This window comes from Chelativorans sp. Marseille-P2723, from assembly GCF_902809845.1.
Lineage (GTDB): Bacteria > Pseudomonadota > Alphaproteobacteria > Rhizobiales > Rhizobiaceae > Chelativorans.
Genome location: NZ_CADDWI010000013.1, coordinates 373,504 through 389,963, shown reverse-complemented (window position 1 = coordinate 389,963; position 16,460 = coordinate 373,504). Strand labels below are relative to the sequence as shown.

The 16,460-nt window shown below is 58.6% G+C and carries 15 protein-coding genes; 8 read left to right on the top strand and 7 right to left on the bottom strand.

The features are described from left to right. Positions 1–6 precede the first annotated feature (6 nt). Positions 7–1,542, bottom strand: a complete 1,536-nt coding sequence (gene ffh, locus HUS57_RS13225; RefSeq protein ID WP_173934374.1) for a signal recognition particle protein — start codon at positions 1,540–1,542, stop codon at positions 7–9. Between the two features lie 298 nt (positions 1,543–1,840). After that, positions 1,841–2,515, bottom strand: a complete 675-nt coding sequence (locus HUS57_RS13220) for a DUF1236 domain-containing protein (protein WP_173934373.1) — start codon at positions 2,513–2,515, stop codon at positions 1,841–1,843. A gap of 154 nt (positions 2,516–2,669) precedes the next feature. Between HUS57_RS13220 and HUS57_RS13215 the strand changes: the two genes are divergently transcribed. Continuing rightward, a complete protein-coding gene (locus tag HUS57_RS13215; RefSeq protein WP_173934372.1) occupies positions 2,670–3,491 on the top strand; it encodes a lytic murein transglycosylase in 822 nt (273 codons plus the stop codon). 301 nt (positions 3,492–3,792) lie between these two features. Here HUS57_RS13215 and HUS57_RS13210 read toward each other — a convergent pair whose 3' ends face one another. The 3 genes from HUS57_RS13210 to HUS57_RS13200 all read right to left on the bottom strand — a co-directional run bounded on the left by HUS57_RS13210 (position 3,793) and on the right by HUS57_RS13200 (position 6,459). Then, the gene (locus HUS57_RS13210) at positions 3,793–4,563 is read right to left on the bottom strand and encodes an ABC transporter permease subunit (protein WP_173934371.1); all 771 of its coding nucleotides are present in this window, start codon (positions 4,561–4,563) and stop codon (positions 3,793–3,795) included. Next, on the bottom strand, positions 4,560–5,357 hold the full coding sequence (locus tag HUS57_RS13205) for an ABC transporter ATP-binding protein (protein WP_173934370.1): 798 nt from the start codon (positions 5,355–5,357) through the stop codon (positions 4,560–4,562). The genes HUS57_RS13210 and HUS57_RS13205 overlap by 4 nt, the downstream gene beginning before the upstream one ends. A gap of 94 nt (positions 5,358–5,451) precedes the next feature. Beyond that, positions 5,452–6,459 carry an ABC transporter substrate-binding protein gene (locus tag HUS57_RS13200; protein ID WP_173934369.1) on the bottom strand — a complete coding sequence of 336 codons (1,008 nt, stop codon included), beginning with the start codon at positions 6,457–6,459 and terminating at the stop codon, positions 5,452–5,454. Positions 6,460–6,773: 314 nt separating this feature from the next. Between HUS57_RS13200 and HUS57_RS13195 the strand changes: the two genes are divergently transcribed. After that, positions 6,774–6,977 carry a CsbD family protein gene (locus tag HUS57_RS13195; protein ID WP_173934368.1) on the top strand — a complete coding sequence of 68 codons (204 nt, stop codon included), beginning with the start codon at positions 6,774–6,776 and terminating at the stop codon, positions 6,975–6,977. A gap of 103 nt (positions 6,978–7,080) precedes the next feature. Here the strand turns inward: HUS57_RS13195 and HUS57_RS13190 are convergent, their stop codons facing one another. Then, the gene (locus HUS57_RS13190; protein WP_009453084.1) at positions 7,081–7,779 is read right to left on the bottom strand and encodes an IS6 family transposase; all 699 of its coding nucleotides are present in this window, start codon (positions 7,777–7,779) and stop codon (positions 7,081–7,083) included. 332 nt (positions 7,780–8,111) lie between these two features. Here HUS57_RS13190 and HUS57_RS13180 point away from each other — a divergent pair, with 332 nt between their 5' ends. The 3 genes from HUS57_RS13180 (at position 8,112) to HUS57_RS13170 (ending at position 11,285) form a co-directional block, all read left to right on the top strand. Then, the gene (locus HUS57_RS13180) at positions 8,112–8,876 is read left to right on the top strand and encodes an enoyl-CoA hydratase/isomerase family protein (RefSeq protein WP_173934366.1); all 765 of its coding nucleotides are present in this window, start codon (positions 8,112–8,114) and stop codon (positions 8,874–8,876) included. A 224-nt stretch (positions 8,877–9,100) separates the two neighbouring features. Next, on the top strand, positions 9,101–10,090 hold the full coding sequence (locus HUS57_RS13175; RefSeq protein WP_173934365.1) for an NAD(P)-dependent oxidoreductase: 990 nt from the start codon (positions 9,101–9,103) through the stop codon (positions 10,088–10,090). 136 nt (positions 10,091–10,226) lie between these two features. Beyond that, positions 10,227–11,285: a Gfo/Idh/MocA family oxidoreductase gene (locus HUS57_RS13170; RefSeq protein ID WP_173934364.1), complete on the top strand. Its 1,059-nt coding sequence runs from the start codon at positions 10,227–10,229 to the stop codon at positions 11,283–11,285. A 79-nt stretch (positions 11,286–11,364) separates the two neighbouring features. Here the strand turns inward: HUS57_RS13170 and HUS57_RS13165 are convergent, their stop codons facing one another. Beyond that, positions 11,365–12,243, bottom strand: coding sequence for an IclR family transcriptional regulator (locus tag HUS57_RS13165; protein WP_173934363.1), 879 nt, complete (start codon positions 12,241–12,243; stop codon positions 11,365–11,367). 152 nt (positions 12,244–12,395) lie between these two features. On the opposite strand from HUS57_RS13165, the gene HUS57_RS13160 reads away from it, so the two are divergent. The 3 genes from HUS57_RS13160 to HUS57_RS13150 all read left to right on the top strand — a co-directional run bounded on the left by HUS57_RS13160 (position 12,396) and on the right by HUS57_RS13150 (position 16,433). Then, positions 12,396–14,159 (top strand): ABC transporter substrate-binding protein, encoded by a 1,764-nt coding sequence (locus HUS57_RS13160; protein ID WP_173934362.1) that lies wholly within the window; start codon positions 12,396–12,398, stop codon positions 14,157–14,159. Positions 14,160–14,221: 62 nt separating this feature from the next. Further along, positions 14,222–15,238 carry an alcohol dehydrogenase catalytic domain-containing protein gene (locus HUS57_RS13155; RefSeq protein ID WP_173934361.1) on the top strand — a complete coding sequence of 339 codons (1,017 nt, stop codon included), beginning with the start codon at positions 14,222–14,224 and terminating at the stop codon, positions 15,236–15,238. Between the two features lie 7 nt (positions 15,239–15,245). Further along, positions 15,246–16,433: an enolase C-terminal domain-like protein gene (locus HUS57_RS13150; RefSeq protein ID WP_173934360.1), complete on the top strand. Its 1,188-nt coding sequence runs from the start codon at positions 15,246–15,248 to the stop codon at positions 16,431–16,433. Positions 16,434–16,460: the final 27 nt, after the last annotated feature.

Below are 16,460 nucleotides of genomic sequence, written 5' to 3'. Positions count from 1 at the left end.
TCCTCCCTATTTCTTGCGTGGCAGGCCAGGCAGTCCGCCTGGCAGTCCCGGCAGGCCGCCGGGAAGACCGGGAAGCCCCTTCGGAAGCCCTGTTGGCAGCCCTCCTCCGCCCAGTTGCTTTTGCAATGCTTCCAGTTGCTCAGGATCCACCTTGGACAGATCCGGCAAGCCGCCCGCGCCGCCAAGGCCCATCTTCTGCGCCACTCCGCCCATGAGGCCGCGCATCAATCCGCCCTTTCGGCCTTTGCCCCCCATAGCCTTCATCATGTCGGCCATCTGTCGGTGCATCTTAAGCAGCTTGTTGATCTGGGCGGCGTCCGTACCCGAACCGGCAGCGATGCGCTTCTTGCGGCTGTGCTTCAACAGCTCGGGATTTGCACGTTCGACCGGCGTCATTGACTGGATAATGGCGATCTGCCTGGCGAACATCCGGTCGTCAAGGCCGGCGGCTGCAAGCTGGTCTTTCATCTTGCCCATGCCCGGCATCAGACCCATGATGCCCCCCATGCCGCCCATCTTCTGCATCTGACGAAGTTGCTCGGCAAGGTCGTTCAGGTCGAACTTCCCCTCCTGCATCTTCTTCGCCATCTGGGCGGCTTTTTCCTTATCGATGGTTTCTGCCGCCTTCTCGACGAGCGATACGATGTCGCCCATGCCCAGAATGCGGTCGGCGATCCGCCGAGGATGGAACTCCTCAAGCGCATCCATCTTCTCGCCAGTGCCGATGAGCTTGATCGGCTTTCCGGTAACGGCCCTCATCGAGAGGGCCGCGCCTCCTCGCCCATCGCCGTCCAGACGGGTAAGGACGATACCACTGATGCCCACCCGTTCATCGAAGTTCTTGGCAAGATTAACGGCGTCCTGTCCGGTCAGCGCGTCGGCAACGAGTAGTATCTCATGCGGGTTCGATGTACGCTTGATGTCGGCCATCTCGACCATCAGCGGCTCGTCGATATGCGTACGTCCGGCCGTATCGAGAATGACGACGTCATGACCGCCGAGCTTCGCCGCCTGAACGGCACGTTTGGCGATATCGACTGGCGTCTGGTTGGGAATGACGGGAAGCGTCGCAATTCCCGTCTGCTCGCCAAGCTGCCTGAGTTGTTCCTGCGCGGCCGGGCGGCGTGTGTCGAGCGAGGCCATCAGCACTTTCTTGCCCTGGCGCTCGGAAAGCCGCTTTGCAATCTTACCCGTGGTTGTGGTCTTGCCTGAGCCCTGCAGGCCCACCATCATGATGACGACCGGGGCTGGCGCATTGAGGTCGATCGTCTCGCCTTCCGAGCCGAGCATATCCACCAGCTCGTCGTGGACGATCTTGACGACCATCTGCCCGGGCTTAACGGATTTTAGAACCTCTGCGCCAACGGCCTTTTCCCGCACGCGGTCCGTGAAGGACCGCACCACGTCAAGCGCCACATCCGCCTCGATCAATGCGCGGCGGACCTCGCGCAAGGCAGCTGCCACATCGGCCTCGGACAGCGCACCGCGCCCGGTGAGATTGTTCAGGATTGCGCCGAGGCGTTCCTGCAGGTTCTCAAACATTCGCGTTCCTCTATTCTCGCATCCTAGGATACGAGAGGTAATGCATTCCCGCGCCCGGTTAAACCTCGCAGAATACCGTATAGCACCCGGGGGCGCATCGCGCTGCCGGGTGTTGACCTCCGGGATCCAGTCCCAGTCGGCTGCTCAGAGTTTTCAACTCGTCGCGGGAATCAAGGTGCACTCTAGACGCGAAAAACGTTCACGAGTCAAGCGGAACCGTTCTTGCCGTGCTGAGCAAATCGCACAGGCGCCACCGCGGCGTGCGCGACGGCGCCCTCACTTGTTGCCTTATGGCGTCTTACCGCATCACATAGACGATACGGCGGGTGTCTGGTTCGACCAGTACGGGCTGCCCATTCACATAGACGTAGCGGTACTCGTAATCGGGAATTTCGCGGACCGCGACCGTTTCCGGCAGAGCCGCGCCGACCACTACTTCGCCTTCCAGATAGACGGGTTCAACGGGGTTGCTCTGGACATAGCTCACCACCTCCTGCGGCGGTGAAACGGTCTCTATTGCGCCGCCCGTCACTGCTCCGACTGCACCGCCGACAGCGGCGCCGACAGGGCCGCCAATGATGGCGCCAGCCACTGCTCCTGTGGTCGCGCCGGCAGCCGCACCCACACCAGTATCGGTGCTCGCAGTAGCCTCATAGCTAACCACCGGGACCTCGGCGGGACGTTCAGTAAGCACCATGGTCTGTGTACCCATGTTGGCCATCAGATAGTCGGAATAGGACCAACCTTCCACGCCCTGAAAACTGACCTGGCACCACTTGCTGTCCTCAAGGCAACCCTGAACCGTCGCCTCCTGCGAGTTGCCTATCACGCCGACCACGGGATATTCGGGACCGGGGCCCGAACGAATATTGAGATCGGTGGTGGCAGTCGCCATAACTTGCGCCGAGGCGGCGCCGGCAATTGAAAACAGCGCAAATCCCGCGACTGCAGCTTTCAGCGTAAAGCTTCTCATTGTTTGACTCCTTGTCACTTTCACACGGGCAATTGAACAATTAGCCGACCTTTTCGTTCCTTTTTTCAAGATTTCGTCGAGGAACTGGGTGACGTGACATCGCCGCAATTCACTGGCAGAATTCACAAATCTGTATGCAAACGAGGAGAAGCACATGAAGCTGGCGAGGAGTGCGCGTTGTCTCGCGGCAAGTCTGGCCATTGTCCTCTTGTCTGGTGGGACCGCCCTTGCCAGTACGGCATGCGGCAATGACGGCAGGGGGTTTGAGAACTGGAAAAGCGCGTTCATCCGTGAGGCTTCCGCCCGCGGTGTGAGCTCCCGAGCGCTGGATGCGCTGTCCCGCACCAGCTATGCAACGAAGACGATAGCTGCCGATCGTGGGCAGAAAAGCTTCAAGCTGTCACTACAGGAATTCATGAAAAGACGTGGTTCGGATGCCATCGTCTCGCGCGGCAAGAGCATGAAATCCCGCTATGCGGGGCTGCTTGCCTCTATCGAGTCGCAATACGGTGTTCCTCCCGGTCCGCTTCTTGCCATTTGGGGTATGGAAACCGGCTTTGGTGGCTTTCTGGGCAATCAGAACATTCTTTCCGCAGTCGCGACCCTTGCCTATGATTGCCGCCGCTCCGAATTCTTCACTGGACATCTTTACGCCGCACTCCAGCTGGTGGAACGCGGGATGCTCAGCCCATCGGCGGTCGGCGCAGCGCATGGTGAGATCGGCCAGACCCAGTTCCTTCCGGGCAACGCGCTCAAATATGGAGTAGACGGCGATGGCGACGGCCGCATAGACATGATTGGTTCGGTGGCCGATGCATTGACATCGACGGCCAATTTCCTGCGTGCGCATGGCTGGCGCCCCGGTGCCGGCTACCAGCCGGGGGAGCCGAACTTCGCCGCTATCCAAAGCTGGAACGCCGCCAGCGTTTACCAGCAAGCCATTGCCATCATGGGTCGGCAGATCGACGGTTCCTGATCGGGCTTGCTAATCGGGAACGGCCGTACTGCAAGCCATTTCTAAAATGGGGCAAAGTTGAAGATGTCAGCAGCGGACGTGATGGGCGTGAGGCGATCACCTGCCGTTTTGGTGAAGCGCTTGGCAGCTTTATATTCAGGTTGCAGCGCCCAGGGGCTGCGATACGAGGTGACCGTCCCGCGCAACCGGATCTTTGGCCCATGCGGCTGTCACCGCGCGATCGAATGATGTTTCGATTGTGCCGATGAAAACGGGCGCATGTGCAAGCGGCGCCCGTTTTGCTTGATTGGAACTTAGCTCGTCAGGTCGGCCGGCGTTCGGCCCAGCCGGCGAATATGCGCTCCAAAGCAACCACGATGTAGTACAGGAGGATTCCCAGCAGCGCGAGCGCGATCAACACAGCGAACATGAGCGGATAGTTCGACGCGATTCGGCCGGAATCGAATAGGCTTCCCAGCCCCCGGCCATGCGGTGTCACGATCTCCACCAGATTCGTGCCGATGAACGCGAGGGTCACGGCAACCTTCAGCGCGCCAAAAAACTCCGGAAGGGTCTTCGGCAGGGCGATCTTCCAGAAGACTGTGAAGCGCGAGGCGCCTAGCGAGCGCAGTATATCCCGGTACTCCGGCTCCAGAGTGGACAGGCCAATGGCAACCGACACCGAAATCGGAAAAAAGGAAATCATGAAGGCAATGAGAATGGTGTTGAAGTCGTGCTGCCCGATGAAGACGAGCGCGACCACCGGCACCACCGTGGCCTTGGGTATCGCGTTGAAGCCGACGAGCAATGGGTAAAGCGCGTCGTTCATCACGCGGCTCAACCCCATGATCATCCCCAGCACGGTGCCGACGACCACGGCAAGGCCAAGCCCTACTACCGTACGCCACAGCGTTTGCCACGCATTGATGGCAAACAATTCCCGGTACTCCCAGAAAGCCGGCCAAAGGTCGGAAGGAGCGGCCATCTTGTAGGTGGGCCAACCCATGTACCAGACCCAGAACTCCCACAAGGCAACAAAGATGAGGATGGCGAGTACGGGAGAGACTACCTTTTGCAACTCGCTGGTGGTCATGCAGCCGCCCTCTTCCTGCCTCCGCGCCCCTGCGCGATCTTGATCTGCTCACGAAGCTGTGCCAGCCATTCCACCGATTGCGTCGAATAAAGCATGTCGATCGGGCGCGGCCCTGACACGTCGATGTCGAGAACGAATTGCGTCGTGGCGGGGCGACCCGACAGGACGACCACCTGATCGGCCAGATAGACGCTCTCCCGCAGGTCATGCGTGATGAGGAGGGCAGTGAACGGCTCTTCGGCGCGAAGCTGATGCATGAGCTGCCAGAGATCTTCCCGCGTAAAGGCGTCCAGAGCGCCGAACGGCTCATCAAGGATCAGGATGTCGGGTTTATGCACGAGTGAACGGCAGAGTGACGCGCGCTGGCGCATGCCGCCGGAAAGTTCGGATGGCCGCTTGTTGGCGAAATCTTGCAAGCCCACCATCGCAAGCAGTTCCCGCGCCCGCTCTTCCTTCTTGGCCTTGGGCATTCTGGGGGCAACGATTTCCAGCGGAAGGATTACATTGTCCAGAATGGTGCGCCATTCCAGCAAAACGGGATTCTGGAACGCCATTCCAACAGAACTTCGCGGAGACCTCACCCGCTGGCCATGAAGCCATACCTCGCCTTCGTCTGGAAACATCAGCCCGGCAATCAAGCGGGTCAGCGTGGACTTGCCGCAGCCTGAGGGTCCGACCACCGCACAAAAACCGCCTTCAGGAATGGAAAGGTTGAGATCGTCCAGGACCGGGAGCGGGCCAGCCGCGGTTTTGTAAGCGTGGGTTATTCCCTTTATTTCAATAAGATTGTTCATTCTTCGCACTCATTGCCGATTGCGCGCCGCGGACAGCGCACATGCAAGAAGCGCCGCGGGCTCATGCGCGGCGCTTGAAGATTTTCATGCTGGATTACTGGACGTTGAGGCTTCCATCATCCGGTAGGTAAGAACCATCGAAATAGCGGCCGGGATCGGGCTCGTTCTTGAACTCATAGGTGACGGCGATCTGTTCGAGCGAGCGAGCAAAGCGTTCGTCATCGATGCCGCCCAGCCCATTCTCGCGTACCCAATCCGTCATGATGTTGTCGCGAAGTGCAAGCTCAAGCCGCCTCAGTTCAAGCTCGCGGTCCATCGCCGGGTTACGCGATACCATCGCGGCGATCCCAGCTTCCGGATCGTTCACAGTATCCTGAAGCCCCTTCGCGACCGCCCGCAGGAAGCCAGTGAGCTTTTCGGGGTTCTCCTTTGCGAAGTCGGTGTTGGCGATGATCGCGTTGCCGTAAAGGGCAAGACCGTGATCCGCCATCAGCAGCACCGTCATATCCTCCTCCGGCACGCCGAGACGTGTCGTGTTGAGGAAGGAGGTGAAGGAAAAACCGGTGACCGCAGCAACCTGGCCTTCGGCCAGCATCGGTTCCCGCGTCGGAAAGCCGACCGGCTCCACCTTCACCTTGGAGACATCAATGTCGTTCGCCTCGGCAAATACCGGAAACTGCGCCCAGGCACCATCCGGCGGCGGTGCGCCGAGAACACGCCCTTCCAGATCCTTGGGATTCTCGATGCCAAGGCTCTTCCGCCCGACGATGGAAAAGGCCGGCTTGTCGTAAAACATCATGACGGCCGTCACCGGAGCATCCGGATTCTGATCCAGGAATTTGATAAGGCTTGCCATATCGGCGAAGCCTACCGGATAGGCGCCGGTTGCCACCTTTGGGATGGCGTCGAGCGAGCCCTGCCCGGCCGTGATCTCTACTGTGAGCCCCTCGGCTTCAAAATGCCCGTTTTCAATCGCCATGAAATAGGGTGCCGCCGGACCCTCAAATTGCCAGTCGAGCGCGAAAGGCATCGCTGTCTGGGCAAGTGCGGCCCCAGCTAAAGACATGGTTGCGGCCGCTGCAATCGCAATGCGGTTGAGCATAGAACTCCTCCCACTGAAGTAACAGGCCCTGTGCCTGTTCTCGCCTTATGGCTGGGGGAATGCCGCTAGCAATTACAGGTGGCCACCGGTTCCCTGCATTCGCGATGGCAAGCCTCCCAACCTGACCAGCACGATTGTTATCGGCGCGCGAAGCTTCTGTCTACATCATGTCGCACCGACTTCCGGATCCGGCAACTGCGGAAAGGGCGGTTGATGGCGAGCACTGTTTTTCGACGCTAGGCACGCAAGGACGTGGAGCCAATGTGCGCTCGGCGCGTTAGCCTGCATGATCCTCAAGAGATGGAGTGACCGCCATGGACTGGAACAGAGTTGAAGGCAACTGGAAGCAGATGAAGGGAAAGATCAAGGAACAATGGGGAGATCTTACCGACGATGATCTCGACCAGATTGCCGGCAAGCGCGATCAGTTGGAGGGCAAGATTCAGGAGCGTTATGGGTTAGAGAAGGACCGCGTGCGCAAGGAGGTCGATGATTGGTACAATCGCCAAGGGTTTTAGGCCGCAACCGCGCTTAACCGCTTTCCTGATGCGGGCGGAGCCGGATGATCGGTTTTGTTGCAACGGCTGATTTGAAGCGCAAAGGGGGCCGGTCCGAGGCCAATTATGCGGCAAGAATTGCGAACTGTTCGGCTAGGGACGGATTCGGATTGAAGGCGTATCTCGCCTGTCGCTTGCGCATCATGTGAACCATCTCGATGCCGGACAGGATGATCGCGGCTGATGCCTGTGATTTGAAGCCAAGCATTGGCCGGACGCGGCGCTTGATGCGCCGATGATCCTGTTCAATCCGATTATTCAGATACTTACTCTTGCGGATTTCGATCGGCTTCAGCCGGCGCCGAGAACGATCCTGCAAGCGATTTGTGGTGTCACAGGAAACGATAGCCTCGTGGTTGGTCTGGCTACCATCAATAACGACGCAGCCTGGCCGGCCATGCCGATTCAGCGCCTTTGTGAAGAACCGTTTGGCCGACGGCAGGTCACGCTGCTCGCTGAACCAGAATTCGACCGTGTCGCCGACACTGTCGATGGCGCGGTATAGGTACATCCACTGGCCGCGGACCTTGATGTAAGTCTCGTCGATATGCCATCTGCCGGTCACGTTCCGCTTCCGTCGGTTGAAACGCTCCAGCAATAGCGGTGCGTAGCGGACGGTCCAGCGGTGAATGGTCGTGTGGTCAACGGCAATGCCTCGCTCGGCCATCATTTCTTCCAGGTCCCGCAGGCTCAGACTGTAGGCCAGGTACCAGCGCACGCAAAGCAGGATGACTGACTGGTCAAACTGGCGGCCCTTGAACATTCAATCCTCCGAAAGATCAGAAGCTCTCCTTGCCACAAAAACGGTATTCAAAACGTTGCAACACAACCACTCGTTGAGATCAGGGAAGCATTGCTTGGCGGCAAGTATGCCGTTGGATCGAGAAAGGATCTGGTAGCCTTCCACGAAGCCATCTGCCTTGCTGAGGTAGGTCACATGATGTGCGCTGCGGCAAGGCTAAGGAAAGAAACCCGGGGCAGCCATTATCGGGAGGATGCTCCGGAGCGGAACCCGGATCTTGCGCGGCCAATCATGATCCGCCGCAACAAGAATGCAGGCGTCATCGCGGAGTTGTCTGGGTTTGGGGGGATGCCGTGAGCGATGACGTAATCGAACTGCGCGTCGATGAGCGCGTGGCGCATGTCATCTTTCGACGCCCGCAGGTGCTGAATGCCATCAATGAACGATTCTGCCAGCAGCTTTCCGGCATTTTTGACACGCTGGAAAAGAACAGCGAGATTTCGGTAGCGATACTCTCCGGAGGTCAGGCGCGGGCATTTTCGGCTGGCGCCGACCTGACCTTCATGCGAACGCTTTCCGGACCATCTCTTCGACGGTTCATCGAGATGACCTGGCTCGTCTTCAACCGTATCGCTAGGTCTCATATCGTCAGCATCGCGGCAATGCACGGCTACGCACTTGGTGGCGGCGCCGAACTGGCTTTGGCATGCGACATGCGAATCGCAGACGAAGATACGCAGATCGGCTTTCCGGAAATGACCCTGGGCAGCGTGCCCGGATCTGGCGCCGTGCAACGGCTTCCCTTGCTGATCGGCCGTGCGAGAGCGATAGAACTCATACTGGGAGGACAGAAGGTCAGGGGGCGTGAGGCCGAGTCCATCGGCCTGATCAACAGTTGTGTCCCGTCCGGCAGGTCGGTACCTGTGGCCGAGGAATGGGGCTCCAGATTTGCCTCCAGACCGCCGGAGGCGCTCCGCTTCATGAAAGCAGCACTATCGGTTGGCCCGGATGGCAATGTTGGACCCGCTCTGCATGGCCTCATCAGCAGCATTTGCCAGTCCGCGGACGGATATCGCAGCAACACGCATTCTTTTTCGAGAAAATCCGAAAACCGATAGACAATGAACCACCGAAACCTATGTTTTCTCAGGTTTGGATATTCTCTAACCAAAGCCGCGCGCAGGTCTTTCAGTCGCTTTGGGCGCGCCGTAGCGCAAACGCAGCCCAGTCACGTACTAGCGCTGTACTAATGCTGCAAGAAGTTACGACCGAAACGATGGTTTGACCTTTCCAAAAGCCTTTCATAAGCTCATACGCTAATTATCCTATCCGGTTAACGAGCATGTCTGACCTCCTCGCCGTCCATTTCGAAACCGGTTCGACATCGCGCGAGTCGAAAATGCTGACACCAGCGCTCGTGGAGGCTGCCCTTCAGCGCCACCCGGGCGTGATTGACCGGATCCGCATGACGTTCAATTCCGACCAGCAGCGCACCGACAACTTTCTCCGCGATGCGGATGTGCTGATGATCGCCGGACCGGTACCGCTTCAAGGTCTCGCGAGCCGTGCACCCAAGCTTAAATGGCTACAGCTTTCGAGCGCCGGGGTAGACAATGCACTGGCGCATGTTCCAAACGGCATGATCCTGACCAATGCGCGTGGAGTGCATGCACAGCGCATGCATGAGATCGCCATGATGGCGCTCCTGATGATGAACAACCACATGGCATTCTTCTTCCATAACCAGACAAAACGCGTTTGGGCGCAGCAGCTTTCCGATCCAATAGAAGGCAAAACGGCGGTAATTCTTGGCCTGGGTGGCCTTGGCGGAGCCGCAGCACGGGCTGCAAAGCAGCTTGGATTGAATACAATCGGGCTCTCCCGCACAGCGGCGCCTCGGGACAGTGTGGATGAAGTCCATAATATGGACCGCTTGAGGGAATGCTTGAAGCGGGCCGACTTCGTCATTGTCGCGTTGCCACTCACGGAACAGACGCGCAATTGCATCGACGCCGAGGCGCTCGACTGCCTTCCCACTCATGCCCAGATCCTGAATATCGGACGCGCCCAGCTGATGGATTATGAGCACCTGGTAAAAAAGCTGGAGGCGGGAGAACTCGCTGGCGCCATACTCGATGTCTTCGAGCAGGAGCCGCTGCCTGCAAATTCACCGCTGTGGGAGGTGCCTAACCTGATCGTCACGCCCCATTGCTGGCTGGACCGCCCGGCAGACTATGCCAAGCTTGCTGTCGAAGCTTTTGTCGAGGATCTTGACAATTTCCTCGCAGACAGACCTCTCTTGCGCCGCGTTGACCTTCAGCTTGGCTATTAGCCTAAACAACGTCGGCAAATAAATTCGCAGCAATCGTTTATTCCTCATGGCCAAGCCAACGGGTGGTGGATTTTCGGCATTCACGCCAGGGGGTTTCCGTCGCCCGTATTGCCATGGAGAAAACGGAGAGGTGAGCATGATTTCCGAAAAGCTTCGCGCAGCGGTAATCGGGGCCGGCTGGTACGCCGCGCACAACCATATTCCGGTGCTGAAAGGCCGCCACGACGTGTTTCTGGATGCGGTCTGCCGTAAGGGCGTACAGGAACTCGAGCGTGTGCGGGACCATTTCGGCTTTGCCTTCGCCAGCGAGGACCACAGGGTCGTTTTGGAGCGGAAACCCGACATTGCGATCGTCGCCTCGCCACACCATCTCCATTACGAGCACACGCGCGACGCGCTCATGGCTGGAGCGCATGTCTTGTGCGAGAAACCGTTTACGCTCGACCCCCGACAGGCGTGGGAACTCGTGCAGCTTGCCAACGAGAAGGGGCGGCATCTGGTGATCGCCAACGGTTACAATTATCTGCCGCGGGTGGCGGAGCTTAAAGAGCGTATTGCTGATGGGATGCTGGGCGAGATCGAACATGTCATGGTCAGCTTCATTTCGGCGACACGAGACGTTTTTTTCGGCGACGAAGGTCTGCACAGCTGGAAGGGTGCATTTTTCCGTCCCGACAGGACGACCTGGCAGGATCCTAGCCAGGGGGGTGGCTTTGCATATGGCCAGTTGTCCCATTCTCTCGCGCTGATGCTTTATCTTTCGGGATTGGAGCCCGAAAGCGTCAGCGCGCAATCAGTGTTGCGCGGGCAGGTGGATTTGGCGAATTCCGGAGTTGCACGGATGCAAAACGGCGCGGTGATCTCGATTTCTGGCGCCGCAGCCATGCCGCAGGGCAATCGGGGCTTGATGCGCCTGTTCCTCACAGGGAGCAAGGGACTGCTGACGGCAGAGTTTGACCGGGATCATTGCAAATTTCGTGGTTTTGACGGAACGAACAAGCGATTTGCGTTGCCCGAAGGAGCATGGATCTACAATTGTACCGGGCCGGTTGAATCGTTGCTAGAGCTTGCCAAAGGAAAGGGTAGAAATCAGTCCTGCGGGAGGATAGGCGCCCACAGTACAGCGATGATCGCCGCCATGCTGGCGTCGTCAGCGGCTGGCGGCGCACCGCAGAAAACGCAGGGACCCCTTTGAGCAAGATACAGTCTCGGGTTGCTGCTTGCTTGGCGTTCCCATGACCTCTTTCGGTTCATGCACCGTCAGCGCATCTTGCTTATGCAAAGGCCACCGGATAGCGGCCGGAGTTGAGCATCTCTTCAATGCGCGCCGCTGCCACAACGGGATCGGTAAGAACCTGAAGCGCATCGTCCGGACATTGGCCACCGATGCGTTGCGTAATCTCAACGCTGCCGTCCGCCATTGCGGAAAGGATGTTCGGCAGTGCCTGCCGCGTGACGCGGGATGTCGGTACTGAAGCGCTCATGGCTATAGTGGCGCGCTGGGCGCCCTGGTAGACAGGAACGGCCAGACAAAAGATACCCGGCGTGTATTCCTCATTGTCTACCGCAAAGCCCCGCTTGCGGGTAAGAGCCAGTTCGTCAAGCAAAGCTTCCAGCGTGCCGATCGTGTTTGGAGTATGCCTGCTCATTTCCGCAGGAAATCGCCCACCCACATCGGCCTCATCAAGCTGTGCGAGAAGCGCTTTACCAACACCAGTGGCATGGGCCGACAAGCGCAAACCCACCTCCGATTGCAGGCGCAGCGGATGCGTGCTGTCAACTTTGTCGAGATATATGTTCTCACTGCCTGCCAGTTTGGCAAGTTGCACCGTCTCATTGATACGGCGGACAATGTTTTCCATGACCGCGCGCGCCTCCTTCAGAAATCCGTGATGACGGTGATAAGCAAGGCCCGTTTCCCAGATGCGGATACCAAGGCTGATGCGCCGGCTGGCCTGATCAAACTCGATATAGCCGCGCGAGGTGAGTACGTTCAGCAGGGCATGTAAACTGCTCTTGGGAATACCGAGGCTCGCTCCCAGATCGCTGAACGTTGTCCCATTTGGTGATGCACCGATCGTTTCAAGTAGGTCAAGCACACGCTCCGCAGATTTTACTGAACGTCCTGCCCTTTCTGCCTGTTGAGATGCCAACCCGGTTTCCTTTTTCTACCACCGACCAAACTTTCTTGACGGTTAGCCTGATCGCAAATACAATTTTGAGAACTCAAGTTCGTATATATGAACTTAATAAAAGGGAATACCGGTTTGTGTGCCTCACAAGCCGGATTATTAGGGAGGAAGACATGGATCATCTAGTTCGGAGGGCTGTTTTCAGCTTAATGCCGGCCTTGGGGCTTGCCGGCACTTTGCTGTTGTCAACGGCAGTTGCCGGAAACGCGCAGGACATACCACGCAACCGTACGCTAATCAGCCAGGGCTGGGATTTCCATAACTCGGTGCCCTCGCCGGATAATTTCAATCCCTATGCCGGCCTGCTGCTCCATCAGCGCAATAACCTGCACTACACCGTTAACGAGCAGCTCTTCTGGACCAACCACGTCACCAACGAGCGTATCCCGTGGCAGGGCGACAGCGTCGAATACAACGATGATTTCACCGAGGTCACGATTCGCGTTCGGGACGGGGTGAAATGGAGCGACGGTGAAGATTTCAACGCGGATGACGTTGCGTTCACCTTCGAGATGCTCATGGATGCAGCGCCAGATCTGCTCTTTTCGACCGTGATTGCAGAATGGGTGGATTCGGTCGAAGTTCTTGATCCCTTGACTGTCCGTGTCAGGCTCACGAAGCCTGGCCCGCGTTGGGTACAGGACTTCCTCGCCACTGGACAGGCGGCCCGCTTCGTAGTGGTGCCTGAGCACATCTGGAAGGGCGAAGACCCGAAAACCTTCTCAAACTACGATCCGGAGCGTGGGCTACCATTAGGCACCGGGGCCTACAAGCTTATGCGCGCGGACGCCAATGCGCTCGTCTTCGACCTGCGTGACGATTGGTGGGCGCTCGACCAGGGGCTCGTGGACCGTATGCCCAACGTCGAACGCCTCATCTATGTGCCGGCTACGCAGGAGGCCATGCCGCAGCTCTATGCGACCAACCAGATCGATATGGGCCGCTCCATCCAGCCGGGTGCCTTCGAGGCGATCCGCGTCGAGAATCCCAATCTACAGGCCTGGAACAGCGAAGGCCCGATGTGGGGTGCCTCTGCGGGCTGCATCATGTCCATCCGCTTCAACACCCAGCGTGAACCGTTCAACAACGTAGCTCTTCGCCAGGCGATCAGCCACGCCGTGGACCGGGACCAACTCATCAACCTGGCGTGGGAAGGCAGCTTCCCTAAATCCATCCTTCCATTCTCCTCCGTCCCCAGTCTGCAAGCCTATATCGAACAGATGGAGCTGCCTGAAGGCTATGGGGAGGGACCAAATCTTGAGAAGGTCGAAGAGTATATGACAGAGGCGGGCTTCGTCCGAAACGGCCAGAGCATGTGGCAGAATGAGGACGGTACGCCTTTCCAGATCGAACTGCAGGTCTATCAAGGCAATCCCGCAGGCCCGGTCCTATCGCAGCAATTGCGCAGTGCCGGTTTCGACACGCTTTTCCGCGCCCAACAGAACAATGCGCTTACTGCGGCCGTAACGGCGGGCAATTTCGAGATGGAAGTCAACACCCATTGCGGCAGCCAATACGATCCCTGGCAGACGCTGGAACACTTCCACTCAAAGTACAGCGTTCCAGAGGGTCAGGGCACGCCCAACAACCGAGCGCCCACGCGCTACGCTAATCCCGAGATGGACGCTCTGCTGGACCGCATGGAAACGTTGCAACCTTCGCCGGAGAACCCGGAATATATGGAAGCGGTCAAGCAGGCGACCGACATCTTCCTGCGCGACCTTCCGGAGATCCCGCTCGCGGAAGAGTTCCACACCCAGCCGTTCAACACGACCTACTGGAGCGGGTACCCCAGTGCGGAGGATCCCTATGCAGCTCCGTTCGTCGCCTGGGAGGGCTTCGCGCGGATCATCCATCGGCTTGAGCCGACACAATAGAACGACCGCTCAATCCTGGGCACGGACTGCTTCCGTGCCCTTCCTTACGGCAGGGTAATTTGATGAAAGCACTTGTGTGGGAAGCGCCCCGCAACATGGCGATGCGTGACTGGCCCGAACCGAAACCACTCGAGGATGAAGTGGTGATCGAGGTTGCCTATGTAGGCATTTGCGGCTCCGAGCTCGGCGGCTATCTCGGCCACAATGCACTACGCGTGCCGCCGCTCGTAATGGGGCATGAATTCTCGGGCACGATTATCAGCGTAGGAAAGCAGGCTGGCGATGATCTTTTCGTGGGACAGCCGGTTACTTGCAATCCGATGATTTCCTGCGGCACCTGCGTCCACTGCCGGTCGGCAGCTCCGCATCTTTGCCTTTCACGCTCCCTTGTCGGCGCGCACCGTCCAGGCGCGTTCGCACAGCAGGTTGCGGTGCCAGGGCGCGCAGTGCATGCCCTGCCTGACGGCATGGATCTTTCCCGTGGAGCGCTGGTGGAGCCGGCGGCCGTGGCAATGCGCATTGGCAAGCTGGCAGGAGGACTACTGGGCCGCACTGTCCTCGTAATCGGCGCCGGGCCTATTGGCCTTCTTGGCTTGCAGGTCATGCAACAACTCGGCGCTGCGCGGCTTTTCATTTCCGATCTCGATCGCGAAAGGCTTGCAATGGGCGAAGCACTCGGTGCAACCCCCATCGACCCCTCGTGCCAAGACCCGGTCACCGCAATCAAGGAGAGCACGGGTGGAGTAGGGGCACATGTGACCCTGGATGCTGTCGGATCTGCGGCCACACGCGCTCAGGCTGTTGCAGCCACGCGCTCGAGCGGCAAGGTCCTGCTGAGCGGCTTGCACGAGGAGACAAGTCAGTTCCAGGTCTCAGATGTGATCCGACGCGAAATCGAGGTCAGAGGTGTCTTCTGCTACGACGAAGACGATTTCCTCGCCGCCACGGAAGCGTTGGGTGTCAGTCGGCTGAGGCTGGATCCCTGGATCGTGGAAGCGCCGCTATCAGAGGGTGGAGCCTGGTTTGAGCGGCTGGTAGGCAAGCCCGGGGCAGTAAGCAAGGTACTGCTTAAACCGTGAGGGTGTGATGGTGAAGATCAAGGAAATCCGGGCCTTTCGCATCAAGAACGAGATGGTTGGCGCGCTGTATAAGGACGGCGAGCAGCGCGGTACGCCCCCGACGCGGCCGCCCTGGACAAAATCCGCCGAGATTGCCGGCCCTATGTCAGCCTATGATCGCTTCAAGCAACTGCGTTCAAGCTGGCGTTTCGATGGGGGCGTCGGCTGCCTCGTGACCGCCGACGACGACACGTTTGGCTTCGGCGTTTCGCGTTACCGAGAACCGGTCGTCTCGCTCATCAACCAGCATTTCGCGCCGCTTCTGGAAGGCGAGAACGCACTCGCCACTGATCGCGTCTGGGATCTCATGATGCGCATGGCCTCTCCTTACGGTACCACCGGCCTTGCCTCTTACGCCATAAGCGCAGTCGATCTGGCCATGTGGGACCTCAAAGGTAAAATATTAGGGGTGCCGGTCTATGAACTGGCGGGCGGGCCCGTACGTGACAGGCTATTCTGCTATGCAACAGGCAACGACACGGAATGGCACATGGAGCTTGGCTTCCGCGCTACGAAGCTTGCCTGTCCCTATGGGATGTATGACGGCCTCGATGCGTTGATCCGCAACGAGGAATTGGTGGCGGGCACCCGCGAACAGATCGGTCCGGACGTCGAGTTGATGCTTGATTGCTGGATGGCATTCGACGTGGAGTTTGCCGTCCGGCTTGCTGAACGCCTGCGTCCTTATGGACTGCGGTGGATCGAAGATTGCCTGACGCCTGAGAATTTCAATGCACACAGCAGTCTGCGTTCGCGGCTGCCTTGGATGACACTCGCAACTGGCGAACACTGGTACACCCCTTATCCCTTCTCGCACGCTGCGAAACTGGATCTAGCTGATATTTTTCAACCCGATATCGCATGGGTAGGCGGTTTCACCGGCTGCCAAAGGATCAGCCACATCGCCGAGGCGGCGGGAATCGAGGTGATCCTGCATGCCGGTATGAACACGCCTTACGGCCAGCATTTCAGCTTCTCTTCCCCGAATGTGCGCTGGGGTGAGTATTTCGTCGGCGGCGGCCCTGGCACGCCGCTGAAGGAAACTGTCGTTTTCCCGGGAATGTCAGTGCCGGAAGACGGATGGCTTGTACCAAATAATGAGCCAGGCTTCGGGCTCGGACTGACGGATGCTGTTCTCGATGCGCTGCGGGTATAGTAACAACTGCGTGATGGGAAGTGTTTC